This window comes from Cobetia crustatorum (assembly GCF_000591415.1).
Classification (GTDB): domain Bacteria; phylum Pseudomonadota; class Gammaproteobacteria; order Pseudomonadales; family Halomonadaceae; genus Cobetia; species Cobetia crustatorum.
This window is the reverse complement of record NZ_JEMF01000016.1, coordinates 137865-151386: the sequence shown is the minus strand read 5'-3', so window position 1 is coordinate 151386 and position 13522 is coordinate 137865. Positions and strand designations below refer to the sequence as shown.

At 58.4% G+C, this 13522-nt stretch carries 15 protein-coding genes; 4 read left to right on the top strand and 11 right to left on the bottom strand.

Translation table 11 applies throughout. The annotated features are described in order from the left end of the window. Positions 1-125 precede the first annotated feature (125 nt). The 6 genes from BF12_RS0104065 to BF12_RS0104040 all read right to left on the bottom strand — a co-directional run bounded on the left by BF12_RS0104065 (position 126) and on the right by BF12_RS0104040 (position 6531). Positions 126-1337 carry a glycosyltransferase family protein gene (locus BF12_RS0104065; protein ID WP_024951162.1) on the bottom strand — a complete coding sequence of 404 codons (1212 nt, stop codon included), beginning with the start codon at positions 1335-1337 and terminating at the stop codon, positions 126-128. A gap of 1 nt (position 1338) precedes the next feature. Further along, positions 1339-2229, bottom strand: a complete 891-nt coding sequence (locus BF12_RS0104060; RefSeq protein ID WP_024951161.1) for an HAD-IIB family hydrolase — start codon at positions 2227-2229, stop codon at positions 1339-1341. Positions 2230-2520: 291 nt separating this feature from the next. Beyond that, entirely contained in the window at positions 2521-3822 is a 1302-nt protein-coding gene (locus BF12_RS0104055; protein ID WP_024951160.1) for a TRAP transporter large permease, read from the bottom strand. Continuing rightward, the gene (locus BF12_RS0104050; protein ID WP_024951159.1) at positions 3822-4427 is read right to left on the bottom strand and encodes a TRAP transporter small permease subunit; all 606 of its coding nucleotides are present in this window, start codon (positions 4425-4427) and stop codon (positions 3822-3824) included. Before BF12_RS0104050 ends, BF12_RS0104055 begins: the two co-directional genes overlap by 1 nt. A 127-nt stretch (positions 4428-4554) precedes the next feature. Next, positions 4555-5601 carry a TRAP transporter substrate-binding protein gene (locus BF12_RS0104045; RefSeq protein ID WP_439644471.1) on the bottom strand — a complete coding sequence of 349 codons (1047 nt, stop codon included), beginning with the start codon at positions 5599-5601 and terminating at the stop codon, positions 4555-4557. Positions 5602-5694: 93 nt separating this feature from the next. Next, entirely contained in the window at positions 5695-6531 is an 837-nt protein-coding gene (locus tag BF12_RS0104040) for a FadR/GntR family transcriptional regulator (protein ID WP_024951157.1), read from the bottom strand. 3 nt (positions 6532-6534) lie between these two features. On the opposite strand from BF12_RS0104040, the gene BF12_RS21930 reads away from it, so the two are divergent. The 4 genes from BF12_RS21930 to BF12_RS0104025 all read left to right on the top strand — a co-directional run bounded on the left by BF12_RS21930 (position 6535) and on the right by BF12_RS0104025 (position 7871). Further along, positions 6535-6675: a hypothetical protein gene (locus BF12_RS21930; RefSeq protein ID WP_156941126.1), complete on the top strand. Its 141-nt coding sequence runs from the start codon at positions 6535-6537 to the stop codon at positions 6673-6675. Between the two features lie 324 nt (positions 6676-6999). Beyond that, complete coding sequence (locus BF12_RS0104030; RefSeq protein WP_024951156.1) at positions 7000-7218, top strand: DUF4177 domain-containing protein; 219 nt, start codon at positions 7000-7002, stop codon at positions 7216-7218. Further along, entirely contained in the window at positions 7127-7450 is a 324-nt protein-coding gene (gene yidD, locus BF12_RS23540) for a membrane protein insertion efficiency factor YidD (protein ID WP_369343278.1), read from the top strand. Before BF12_RS0104030 ends, yidD begins: the two co-directional genes overlap by 92 nt. A gap of 4 nt (positions 7451-7454) precedes the next feature. Then, positions 7455-7871: a hypothetical protein gene (locus BF12_RS0104025; RefSeq protein ID WP_024951155.1), complete on the top strand. Its 417-nt coding sequence runs from the start codon at positions 7455-7457 to the stop codon at positions 7869-7871. Positions 7872-7941: 70 nt separating this feature from the next. On the opposite strand, the gene BF12_RS0104020 is transcribed toward BF12_RS0104025, so the two are convergent. The 5 genes from BF12_RS0104020 to BF12_RS18605 all read right to left on the bottom strand — a co-directional run bounded on the left by BF12_RS0104020 (position 7942) and on the right by BF12_RS18605 (position 13479). Then, positions 7942-8220 (bottom strand): DUF6506 family protein, encoded by a 279-nt coding sequence (locus BF12_RS0104020; protein WP_024951154.1) that lies wholly within the window; start codon positions 8218-8220, stop codon positions 7942-7944. A 223-nt stretch (positions 8221-8443) separates the two neighbouring features. Further along, positions 8444-9706, bottom strand: coding sequence for a serine hydroxymethyltransferase (gene glyA / locus BF12_RS0104015; RefSeq protein WP_024951153.1), 1263 nt, complete (start codon positions 9704-9706; stop codon positions 8444-8446). Between the two features lie 218 nt (positions 9707-9924). Then, positions 9925-11112 (bottom strand): ABC transporter permease, encoded by a 1188-nt coding sequence (locus BF12_RS23320; RefSeq protein WP_345917357.1) that lies wholly within the window; start codon positions 11110-11112, stop codon positions 9925-9927. Further along, positions 11109-12674, bottom strand: a complete 1566-nt coding sequence (locus BF12_RS23315; RefSeq protein WP_345917356.1) for an ABC transporter permease — start codon at positions 12672-12674, stop codon at positions 11109-11111. Before BF12_RS23315 ends, BF12_RS23320 begins: the two co-directional genes overlap by 4 nt. Further along, a complete protein-coding gene (locus tag BF12_RS18605) occupies positions 12667-13479 on the bottom strand; it encodes an ABC transporter ATP-binding protein (RefSeq protein WP_024951152.1) in 813 nt (270 codons plus the stop codon). The genes BF12_RS23315 and BF12_RS18605 overlap by 8 nt, the downstream gene beginning before the upstream one ends. Positions 13480-13522: the final 43 nt, after the last annotated feature.

Here is a 13522-nt window from a genome sequence, read left to right as displayed (position 1 = left end):
CGATAAAAACGTGGCCTGATATCCACGAAAAAAGGGCTGCCAATGGCAGCCCTTTTTCATACCGCCATGAACTCATGCTTATCACATGACGCCTTGCCGCATATCTTCATCTCATGCCGAGTCGCTTACTGGTTATCCAGTTCAACTGCCTCGTGCATACGCTCGAGCAAATCCGGCACGGCAGCCTGCACGCGGTTCCAGCTGGGGATAAACGGCTTGTCGCGTGGATTCTCGAGGAAGGCAGCCCCGGCATCCATGATATTGCCAGCGAATAGCTCCACAGCCGCCTCTTCACTGTGACGATCGACCGTCAGCCCATTCATCAGCGCATCGTTGTAGTAGGTCTCGATAAGATCCAGCGCGATGCGGTAGTAGGTCGCCTTGATGGTGCGGAAGGTTTCGCCATGAATCTCGACCCCCAACGTCGCCAGCTTGCGATACATCGCCTTGGCGATATCGAGGCTCATGCGATTGAGGCCGCCGAGGGCGTCCTCCTCCGACAATGGCTGGTGCTTGTGGTCATAGGCATCAGCGATATCGACCTGACACAGGCGCTTGGTGGAGTAATTGCGATGCACTTCCGAGAGCACACCGATCTCCAGCCCCCAATCGCTGGGGATGCGGATATCCGCCAGCACATCGGTACGCATCGAGAACTCACCCGACAGCGGATAGCGATAGCTGTCGAGATAATCGAGATAGGGTAGCGGCCCATAGACCTTCTTGAGCGCACGAATCAGCGGCGTCACCATCAGGCGTGCCACACGGCCATTCAGCTTGCCCTGGGCGATACGCGAGTAATAGCCCTTGCAGAATTCATAGTGGAACTGTGGATGTGCGACCGGATAGATGAGGCGCGCCAGCAGGCTGCGGTCATAGGTCACGATGTCACAATCGTGCAATGCCACCGCCTCGGCAATACCGGAGGACTGTACATAACCAGAGCAGTACCAGACATTGCGTCCCTTGCCGGGTTCCATCGGCGCCAGGCCATGCTCGGCCAGCTCGTCATCGAGCGCGCGCAAACGCGGGCCGTCATTCCACAGGATGCGGTGATGCTGTGGCAGATGTGAGAAGAATTCCTTGGCATGTTCAAACTGGTCACGGTCGGCGCGGTCCAGCCCGATCACGATCTCGCTGAGATAAGGCACCTTGGCCAGCTCATCGACGATATGCTTGAGCGCCGGCCCTTCGAGCTCGGAGTAAAGCGACGGCAGGATGAGGCTCATCGGTCGCTTGCGCGAGAAGCGCATCAGGTCTGCCTCGAGGTCCTCTACCGGCCGATCGGTCAAGTTATGGAAGTTGGTGATGATGCCGTTCTGATAGAAATCGCTCATGTCAGCTCCTCGTGGCGTAGTCGTGATGCGTGAATCCATTCGCTAACCAGTGAGACAGCCCTTCGACCCATCCCGCAGGCCCCGGGGCGCTCGCGCGGTAGCAACGCCGCTCATCTTCCAGTCCGGGAAAAGCTGCCAGCTCGCAGTCACGCTGCGAGGTATCGCCAACGCCCGGAATCAACACGCCGTTATCCACCGCCGCCAACAGCGGCAAGTCATTGGCACCATCGCCAAATCCCAGCGTCCATGGACGGGTGCGCTCACACAGCCGATAGCGGGCAATCAAATAGCGGGCTGCAACGCCCTTGTCTGTCAGGCCAGTGACATGATGAAAGCGGCCGCCACGCGTCAGACGAAGATCATTGGCCGTCAGACGCGCCTTGAAAGCCTCTAGCCGCTCAGGAGTGTCGTTCCAGACCAGCGGCTCGCTGGCATCGCGACATGCAGCCAGAGCCCCCTCTTCTGATGCCAGCCCCGTCAGCGCACAGATGCGTTCGACACTCATGGCAGCAAAGCCTTCGAAGGAAAATTCCGTCGCCAGCGTCTCAAGCACTTCCAGAATCGTGTTGCGTGGCGTCGCCACGGCCACACGGCACAGACCATGCTCGTCCGGTGCACTGGCCTCTTGCAGGGGATAGGCGGCAAGCCAATGTGCGGGCAATGCCACCACACCACCGTTTTCTGCAATCCACGGCTGACCGGCAAGCCCCAGAGACTTCATCAACGGCGCGAGCTCTGCTGCGGTCTTCGAGGTGTTCGGCACTATCCAGGCCCCGCGAGCGCGCAGACGTGTCAGCCAGGCACGCGCTGGGCCAGGCGAGTAATCGTGATGGTCCAGCAATGAGCCATCCAGATCGGTCAGCAACAGCAAGGGCGGTTGTACCTCGGACATGAGTGCTCTCCTTATAAGGCGCCTCTGCATCTCAACCCCACATCTCATTTCGACATGCGTAGCGAGAACATTGCAGGGAATGTGCCACTCTGGTGCACCTGTAACGGTAGCCCACCTATATTGTCCTCAGTAGCGCGAACATGACGCCCTGAACGCACCATCGTGATGCGTTAAAACACTGATTACTCATGCCGTGCAACATTACAGCGCAACCAAAAACGCCCTCGCGAGAGCGAAGGCGTTTTGAGTCAAGACTGACTATTCAATAAAGCCTGAATCAGTCAATAAGCACTAGACCAACCATAGCGATAACTGCGGCCACAGTAACAACAGCGCCAACACGCACAGCTGAATGGCGATGAATGGCAGCAGCGATACGAAGATATCCTTGAGGCTGATACCTTCGGGCGCCACACCTTTGAGATAGAAGGCGGCAGGCCCGAAGGGAGGCGACAGGAAGGACACCTGCATATTGACCGCAAACAGCACGCCGAACCACACCGGATCGTAACCGAGCTGAATGATGATCGGTACGAAGATCGGCAGCGTCAACATCGCGATGCCGATCCAGTCGAGGAACAACCCCAGCAGCAACAGGATCGCCATCATCACCATGATGATCGCCAACGGCGGGATATCGAGGCCGAGAATCATGCTCGACACGAAGCGATTGCCCCCCATCAGGTTGTAGACCCCAACCAGCGCCGCTGCCCCGATACCGATCCAGATGATCATGCCGCAGGTATTCATGGTCTGGGAGAGCGCCCGCTGCATCAGCGTGATGGAGAACTCACCACGCAGCATCACTGCGACCAGCACGCCGAAGCTGCCCATCGCCGCTGCCTCCGTCACCGAAGCCACGCCACCATAGATGGAGCCCAGCACCAGCCCTGCAATCATCGCTGGCACCCCTACCGCCTTGATCAGCTCACCCTTGCTCTGGAAGCTGGCACGCCGCTCTTCCTCTGGCACCACCGGCCCCAGTGAAGGATTGCGCAGGCAGCGAATCAGCACATAGAGGATGTAGCTTGCCATCAGCACGATGGCAGGCGTGATCGCGGCGGTGAACAAATCCGCAATCGACTGATTGGCGATCAGGCCATAGATGATCAGCACGATGGAGGGCGGCATCATGGTGCCCAGTGAACCCCCGGCACACACCACGCCAATGGCGATGTGCTTGTCATAGCCCAGCCTGAGCATCTGCGGTAGCGCCAGAATCCCCAGCAGCACGATCTCGCCGCCGATGATGCCCGACATCGCGGCGAGGAAGAACGCCACCACGATGGTCTGGATCGCCACGCCACCCGGCAGACGCCCAGCCATCAGACGCATGGCATTGAACAAGTCCTTGGCGATGCCGGAACGATCAAGCAGCGACGCCATCAGCACGAACATCGGCACCGCGACCAGCGAGTACTCAGTGATGAAGCCGTAGACACGACTGGTGACCAGCGGCAGTGCCATCGGTCCGAACCAGCCAAAGGTATAGCCCAGCGCCACCAGACCGGTGACGAACGCCAGTGGAAGGCCGGTAACCAGCAGCGCGAAGATCGCGCCTACCAGCAGCATCGTAGCCGTTGCGATATCCATCAGCGCTTCTCCTCATCAATGCGAACATCGCTGTGCGAGTCCGAACGCGGGAAGAAGGTCTGATAGAGATGCCACAGCGCCTGCAACGTCATCACCGCTAGCGCAAACAGGATCACGCTCTTGGTCATCGCCGGAAAGGGCGGATTCCATGAAGTGCCGGAGCGCTCCAGTTGCCACGCGCCCAGCGGGCTGTGCGATGCACGCCAGAACATGACCCACGCCGCGTAGCTCATCGCCACACAGAACACGAGTGTCATGATGTCGTTGAAGCGATCTAGCCACTGACGGAAGCGCTCGCCCACCATGTCGTACAACACGCGCACACGAATGTGGCGGTTGTTGGCCAATGCGGCAGGCCCGCCGAGCGCGAAGCTGGTCGCGACCAGGAAGATCACCGTCTCGTGGACCCACGAAGTCGGCGAATCCAGGCCATAGCGCATCACGACCTCGAAAACACTGATCCCCATCGCCAGCAGCACTATCCATGCCGCGGCACGTGTGCCCTTGCCGACCCAGCGATCAAGCGGCGTGCGGGTACCGAGATCGGGATCGTGGTCGTCTGACGCTTCCGGCAAGCCGGGTGACGCCACATCATGTTCTGCCATATCGAATTCCTTGCTGACTCACTGCAGTGATTACCGACGTCTTGTGAACGACGACCGGCGTGCCCTCAGAGCACACCGGTCGTCATTGCTGCGCCTTGAAATACAGAGGGGAGCGCATAGGGCAGGCTTACATCAGATTGCGCTCGGTCAAGAAGCTGACCACGGATTCGTAGACCTTGCCGGTCAGCTCGTTCTTCTCGGCCCACACCTTCCACTCTTGCTGAGCGATACGACGGAACTTGGCGCGCTCTTCCGGTGCCATGTCGATGACTTCGACATCCGGATTGGCACGTGCCGCACTGACAGCCTTGAGATCACGCGCCTTGAGCGTGAAGACCATGTCGTAGGCCATCGAGTCGGTGGCCGTTTCCATGATCGCCTTGAGATCCGCCGGTAGGCCGTCCCAGATTCCCTTGTTCATCGACACCGCCACCATCGGAAGCGAGTGGAAGCCCGGGTAAGACGGATACTTGGCGAAGCTGTGCAGGCCCTGATCATCGTTGGTCGCAAAGACGGTGTAATCAGCCGCATCGATCACGCCCTTCTCAAGCCCGGTATAGACCTCAGAACCCGGCAGATTGACGGGCGCGGCACCCGCCTTCTGGAAGATGTTGTAGACCATGCCTTCTGGCGCGCGCACCTTGAGACCCTTGAGGTCATCGACAGTACGAATCGGACGCTTGGAGACAAACGACTCAAGGCCGGTCGCGCCCGCGCCGATCAGATGCACGCCGTAAGGCTCGACCAGCTCGTTGTAGAGCTCCTCGCCACCGCCATGCTGCATATACTCGAGATACTCAAGCGGATCGCCCCAGGCACCGACCAGATTGCCCAACATGCCAAAGGCCGGATTTTGTCCAGAGAAGTAGGATGGATCAGTCAGGTGGCCCTGCAAAATACCGGAGCTGACCGCATCCAGCGTCTGATTGGCTTGCACTACGGCATTGACCGGCAATATCTCGATGGCGATGCGGCCATCTGACATGGTCTTGATGTTGTCGGCCCAGGCCTTCTTGACCTCAAACTGCGGTTCACCCGCGGTTTCGGAGGTCTGGAAGGTCCACTCATACTCAGCGGCCCAACTTGGCGACGCCATCAGAGTGGCTGCTACAGCGGTCGACAACATTAGCGTGTTGAGAGAGAAACGTGACGGCATGGCGATGGAAAGCGGCATGGTGAAGCTCCTGGCTTGTTGTTATGACGTAGCATTTTGGAGTGCTGTTTGGGTGTTAGATATGCAGGTTCAGATTCAAGCTCGCACAGAGATTCAGCCTAGCGGGGCTGACAGACTGGGCAACTGACCGAAGCGGCGCAGTAGCTCAAGCGGCTCCTGGGCGCGCCCTGGATTAGTGACGCTCTCGGGCGATGCCAACCCCAAATCACGTGCAGTACGGTCCAGCACACTCAGTGTCGCGGCGTGTGCAGCTTCAGGCTGGCGTAAGCGAATCGCCTCCATCACCGCCCGGTGACGGCCGAGGCTGTCGCCCAATTCCGAAGCATTGTGATTGGAGGTAGCGACCAGCAGGCTGATGGACGGTTTGAGCACATGACCCAGCTGCGCCCAGATGACGTTGTGCGTCGCAGCGAAGATGGCGTCATGAAAGGCGATGTCGGCGGTATCGAATTCGGCCATCGCACTGCCACCGCTGACGGCAGCAGCCATGCCGTTATAGGCCTGCTCGATGGCCGAGAGGTCTTGAGCGGTCGCTTCCGTTGCGGCCAGTGCGGCGACAAACGGTTCGATGGAGACACGAAAAGCATAGATATCGCGTGCCAGCTGCGGGTGCGGCATTGCGTAGCGTGTCATCCACCCCGTCACGCGCGGATCAAGAAGGTGCCACTCACTAAGTGGATTGACTCGTGTCCCCTGCCCCGTCGTGCGAGTGAGAATACCGGCGTTGACGAGGCTCTGGATGGCGGTGCGCACCGTGGCACGGCTCTGAGCATGTTGATCGCAGAGATCAAGCTCACGGGGGATCAGGCTGCCAGGCGGGTAGCGGTTCTCAAAGATGGCCTGAGCCAGCCACTCGGCAACATCGATGCGCGTGGCTGTCGGCGACTCCGTCGAATGCGGACGACTGGCGTCCGAGCGAGAAGAGGTCATGGTGTGGCATCCCTTGATGGCGTGGCGCGATTGTTGTTTGAAGTGGTCCTTACCCTCGAGGGTTTTACTCTCAAGGACTTTGTTCTCAAGGTCTTTGATTCTCGAGAACTTCGCTTCAGCGCGCTCTTGTCCGTCAAGGAATAGCTCATGTCTGACATGACAACAAGTCAGCTTAGACCAACGACGGGCCCCGACTTTGGTCACGCATTTTTGCAACCGCATGTTGCAAAAGGGCTTTCTCAGAATTCATGCCAAGCGTTTTCATGGCCTCCTCTCTCCTCCTTTTACTGTCACTTGCCTCTATTCGGCTTGAACTCACAACATTTCACTCAATAATTCGCACAGCGATTGAAACCGAGTGATAGGAGTGCAGGATGCTTTCATGCCTGACGACAATGAGTCTTGTGTATATTTCAGGAAAGTGATTCAATCCTCGGCCAATATTTATTGCCAATGAGAAATAGAATAATGAATTCAAAATACACAGAATATAAAGTGTCGCATATTGCAGAAGGCGGTTGTGGCACCGTTATTTTAGGAGCTTCGGGTATTCCACTGAAGCGGCTGGAAGCGGAGCTTAATTTGCAAGCTGCGGATGGCTGGAATGTCGTTTTCCAACTCGTCGAGAAAAAGCGTTTCTGGTTGTTCTGGACACGCGAAGCTATCGTTATTACTTTTGGTCGTTGATCGTTTGAAAAAATTGATACTCTTTTTAATACAGCGTTATCGCACGACGGGCGGCAGCAAGCGGTGGTTCGGAATTGAATGTAATTTCGAACCCACGTGCTCACTTTACACATATCAAGCCATTGAAAGATTTGGGGTCTGGGCGGGCATCAAGATGGGGTTCAATAGAATAAAGTGCTGTAACCAAAGAGATATTGCCTGTAAACACCAAGATCCTGTACCCGAGGAATAGCCCTTTGCTCAACAAGGCAGCGGTATCACTGGAAGAAGAACGCCTACGCAGTGAAATCAATCAGCTTGATAGCGAGCAGCGGAAGGAATTCTACTCAAAGGCCAAAGAGCGCCTCAAGGATCCCGATACCTACGCAGTACTTAGCTGGAGTGCAGTGCTGGGGCTGCATCATTTCTATCTAGGGAAATGGCAGCGTGGCGTGTTTGACATATTAGCCATGTGTCTTGGTCTGTATCTTCTATTCTACCTTGAATCGTGGCTAGGGTTGGCGATCATTATCATTATTTTCATCTTCGAATTATGGCAGTTGTTCCGGTCCCAAGTCATCATTCGAGATTGGAATAACACGATATATAGACACATACTCATCGAGATACTCAACAAGCACACCAGCTCGCACACACTCAAGATAGATGAATAATTTACGCTCTGACGCAATTCACATCACCGTGCCTCATAAGGTGCTGTCGGTGGCCATCAAAGCGTCGATATTATGCAAATCGCACGCGCCCGACACTCACCAGATGTTCGGCGCCACTGTCAGCGACAACTGTCTTGACCAACTTTTCCCCCGCCTCACCGAAGCTGCTGGACAACTCAATCTGATTCACGCCCTGTGCGACTAGCTCGCTGACCAGCCGCTCAGCGGCCCTGAGTGAACTCAGCGTAGCCACTGACAGGCGCACTACACCGCTGCCCTGACTATTCAGGGAGGTATTGCCACTACTCTCGACCAGAATCAAGAACGCGTAATGCTGCATGCTGGCCATGGCAGCCTCCTTGCAAGAAGATAAAAAGTACTCAGTGTGAGACTAGCCTGTTGGGTAGCCAATGCAGGCTGACTTTTCTGAGCCAGCGGCCACGTGATAACTGATACAGAAGAAACGTACATCGCCCATGAAAAAACGCCTGCCGCGAAAGCGACAGGCGTTTTTTCATGCCTGACCTTGAATCCGCCCACGTGAATAATCAGGCGGACTCATGTCCACGCGTTTACGCGTAAACCGGCAGACGTGCACAGACGGTAGAAACCTTGGCCTGTACTTCAGCTTCGACAGCGGTGGAATCGCCCGCCACCATTGCGTCGAGGATGTCGCAGATCCAACCAGCCAGCTCCAGACACTCTTGCTCATTGAAGCCACGAGTCGTGACCGCCGGGGTACCGATACGCAGACCAGAAGTGACGAACGGCGACTGCGGATCACCCGGGACGGCATTCTTGTTGACGGTGATGTGGGCACGACCCAACGCAGCGTCAGCATCCTTACCCGTCAGGCCCTGCTTGACTAGAGACAGCAGGAACAGGTGGTCTTCGGTACCGCCGGAGACGACTTCGAAGCCACGTTCGATGAATACGGATGCCATCGCCTGAGCATTCTTGACGACCTGCTTCTGGTAGGTCGTGAAGGCCGGGTCCATCGCTTCCTTGAAGCAGATCGCCTTGGCCGCGATGACGTGCATCAGCGGGCCACCTTGGCCACCCGGGAAGACAGCAGAGTTCAGCTTCTTCTCGATAGCGGCATCACCTTCAGCCGACAGGATCAGACCGCCACGCGGACCGCGCAGAGTCTTGTGCGTAGTGGTGGTGACGACGTGCGCGTGGGGCAGCGGGCTCGGATAGATACCCGCCGCAACCAGACCGGCCACATGTGCCATGTCGACCAACAGGTAGGCACCGACTTCGTCAGCGATCTTGCGGAACTCGGCCCAATCGATGATCTGGGAATAGGCGGAGAAACCGGCGATGATCATCTTCGGCTTGTGCTCACGCGCCAGACTCGCCACTTCGGCGTAGTCGATCAGGCCGTTCTCACCCAGACCATACTGTACGGCGTTATAGTGCTTGCCGGAGAAGTTAGGACGTGCGCCGTGAGTCAGGTGACCCCCCGCATCCAGACTCATGCCCAGAATGGTGTCGCCCGGCATGACCAGTGCCTGGAAAACAGCACTGTTGGCCTGGGAACCGGCGTGCGGCTGAACGTTGGCATAGGTGGCGCCGAACAGTTCGCAGGCACGATCAATGGCCAGCTGCTCGACCTTGTCGACGAACTCACAACCGCCGTAGTAACGCTTGCCCGGATAGCCTTCAGCGTACTTGTTGGTCAGCTGAGTGCCTTGTGCCTGCATGACCCTGGGGCTTGCGTAGTTCTCGGAGGCGATCAGCTCGATGTGAGCTTCCTGGCGAACGACTTCGTCGTCCATGGCGCTCAGGAGCGCATCATCAAAACCGGCAATCTGCATGTCACGGGTGAACATCGGGTGTCCTCGCCTGAAGGGTGATGACGACAGCGATTTCCGGCTCCGCCGGTTCGCTATCTAGGGATAAGATCAGGACCAGCATGATACCTCAGCCAGCGGTCTGATTCACATGAATCGGCATCATTGTTAATGCAAAGCGGCCTCACGAACAAAGGAACGTCCATGAGGCCGCAAGACAGGCTATTCACCCCTGCGCGAAGGTGTCATTCAAGGTGTCATTGCAAGGCGCGCAGACCCGCCATCGGGGGCTGACGCCGTACCTCGCGTGACAGCCAGAAACCCAGTCCACCGACCAGCAGTGCCCCCAGCAGTGGCAGGCTGATCCATAGCCACGGATGCAACGCCACCGGCAATCCCAACCAGCCGGAATAGAGCCCGACCGCCGCCCCTTCGGCCAGCATGGCCCCTAGTAGACCACTGAGCCCACCCAACAGCACGAATTCTGCGGCTTGAAGGCGAGCGAGCAAGCTCTGGCCTGCGCCAAACACCTTGTAAAGCGCACCTTCGTGCTCGCGCGCCGGACGGCTTGCCACCAGCGCGGCATACAGCACGCTGGCCCCTGCCAGCAGTACTAGCCCCAGAATCAGCTCCACCGCCCGTGAGACTTGGGCGATCAACTCCTGTACGCGTGTGAGAATCGCGTCGATGTTGATCAGCGACACGCTGGGATAGTCACGCACCAGCGGTGCCAGCTTGCGCTCATCCTCGAGATGGAAGGCGGTCATGTAGCTGTGCGCAAAGTCATCCAATGCTCCCGGCGGGAAGATGACATAGAAGTTGGGCTGGAAGCTGTCCCAATCGACGAAGCGTGTATTGACCACTTGCGCCTTCACGACCTCACTGCCGACGGTAAATGACAGCGTATCGCCCAAGGTGAGCCCCATGCGCTCCGCGAGGTCCTCTTCCATCGAGACGGGTACGCCCTGCTCATCAGCAATGGCAGCACGCTGTGTCTGATTGGCATCCGCAAAGGTTTCCAGTGGCGTCCAATCACCAGTCGTCAGTCGGTTATGAGACGGCAGATCACGATGCCAGGTCAGGTTGAGTTCACGCTGAGGTACACCCTTGTCTCCATCGCCCTCGGCGCCTTCCTGCATGCCACCCGCCGCCTGCCCTTCGCTCCTTCCTTTGCCCTGCCCTTCACCCGCGGCAGCATTTTCCAGTGCACGCTGCTGTGAACGGCCCAGCAAGGAGTCTCCCTTGAGTGCCGTGATACGTCCTCGCACCATCGGGTAAAGCTCGTTCTGGCTGTCACCGGCCTGTTCGTCAACAAGAGTCGTCAGCTGCTCACCGAAGGCCTGCTGCTGACCCGGTTGAATGTTGATGGCGAAATGATTGGGTGCATTGACGGGAATCTGCGCCTGCCAACGGCTGATAAGATCTCCGCGCACCAGTGCGATCAAGCTACCGCCGCAAAGGTCACGGCAAAGGCGACTAACTGACCGAGACTCGCGCCACGCCGTCTGGCCAACAGACCACCAGCAATGCGAATTGGGCGACTCCAGCCGCCCTGGCCTCGCATGCGCGCCACGATGCGCACCATCAGCGCCAGCAACAGATGACCCACGACCAGCAATACACCTAGCCCGATGATGCCACCGACCAGCAAGCCAGCCGCCAACACCAGGTCCCCTGAGTAGAGCCACATCAGCGCGCCGAACACCAGACTCGCCATCGCCACGACGATCCACGCCGAAGCCGGCATCGGCGCCAATTCACGCCGCAGCACCTTGAGCGCACTGACCTGACGCAAACGAAGCAGCATCGGGCCTGCAAAGCCCACCAGCACCGCTAGTGCCGTCAGAATGCCCAGCGCCAACGGCAGTAGGCCCGGTGCAGGCAGTTCCAGTGGCAAGAAGCGCTCCAACAGGGCCACCAGACCCATCTGGCCCAGCAGGCCCAGCACGGCACCTGCAGTACTCGCCAGCAATGCCAGCCAGCCCAGCTGAGCGGCAAACAGGCGTGACAGTTGACGCTGGGAGGCACCAAAGCAGCGCCATAGTGCGGCACTGTCCAGATGACGCTCGACATAGCGTCGCGTCGACATCGCCACCGCAACACCCGCCAACAACACTGCCACCAGACCCGCCAAGCTCAGATACTTGTCGGCGCGCTCCAGCGAGCGCCCTAGTCGTGGACGATCTTCACGCACATCCTTGAGACGCACCTCAGCGTTGTTGGCGCTCGCCAGCAGTGGCGCAATGGCCTCACGCGCCTGCTGCACCTGAGCCGGGTCACCGGCCGCCAACAGGCGATATTCCCTCCGCGAGCCAGGCTGGATCAGTCCGGTAGCATCGAGATCGGCCATATTGAACATCAGTCGCGGGCTGAACTCAGAGAAACCGCCCTGCTGGTCCGGCTCGCGCGTGATCAAACCAGTCAGTGTCAACTGCTTGCGGCCCACGGTGAGGGTATCGCCAAGCTCCAATGACAGCGCCATGGCAAGGCGCGGCACGACCCAGGCCTCACCTGGTGGTGGAATCGCCGCACGGGCATCTGATGCTTCATCGTTCGCCGCGTCTGTCTGACCAGCACCGGCATTCGGCTCGGCATCAGATTCCAGCTCGACATTGCCCATCAGAGGGTAGCCCGACGACACCGCCTTGAGACTGGAGAGCACGAAGTTGTCACCCTGCGAGGCCATCGAGACTATACCCAGCTGCGGCGACATGGTGAGCCCAGCCTCTTCAAAGGCTTGCGTAAAACGTGGATCGAGCGGATTGCTGGATTCCAGCACCAGATCACCGCCCAGCAACTGACCTGCCTGACGCGTCAGACCGCGATCAAGACGATCCAGAAAAAAGCCAATCATGGTGGTCGCGGCAACCGCCAGCATCAATGCCAGAAAGAGTGCGCGCACATCACTGGCACGCAGATCACGCATCAGACCCCGCAATGCCAACGGCAAGCGTGCAGCGCGAGAACGTCGTGATCGAGTAGAAGACGTCGCAGTGGCTTCAGACATCCTGTCCTCCTTGCAATGGTGCGACAGCGGGCGCACTCGTACCGTCCTGCCACTCGACCAGCTTGCCGGCTTCGAGATTCAGGCAACGATCACAACGCCGCGCCAGCGTCAGATCATGTGTGACCAGAATCAGTGTCGTGCCGCGTTCACGATTGAGCGTGAACAAAAGGTCCGCAATTCGATCACCCGTCGCGGTATCCAGATTACCGGTCGGCTCATCGGCAAACACCAGACCCGGCCCCGCGACGAAAGCCCGTGCGATCGCCACGCGCTGCTGCTCACCACCAGACAGATGGCGTGGCAGGTGGTCCATGCGCTCCGCCAGCCCGACACGACCCAGCCAGTCACGCGCCTTGGCCTCGATATCGCCCTGAGGGGCTAACTCCAGCGGCATCAGCACATTTTCCAGTGCGGTCAGAGTCGGTAGCAGCTGAAAATTCTGGAACACGAAGCCGACCTGCCCCGCGCGCAGCGCCGCACGTCCATCTTCATCGAGCCCGGCAAGCGAGGTGCCAAACAGGCGGATATCCCCTTCCGTCGGGCTATCCAGGCCCGCCAACAGTCCAAGCAACGTGGACTTGCCAGAGCCGCTGGCGCCGATGATCGCCACGCTCTCACCGGCATTCACGCATAGCTCGAGCTGTTCAAGGATGGTCAAGCGACCTTCCCCACTGGCAACACGTTGCGCCAGCCCCGTGACTTCCAATACTGCCTTGGGCGCCGAAATATCCGCGCCTGACTGCGTGTCTGATGACGCATGATCCGACGTGAGCGGCACGTCGTTAATGGAGGCGTTATGTGACATCGTGTCTGCTCGCTTATGGTAGAGAGCGAATCGGGCCTGGGCC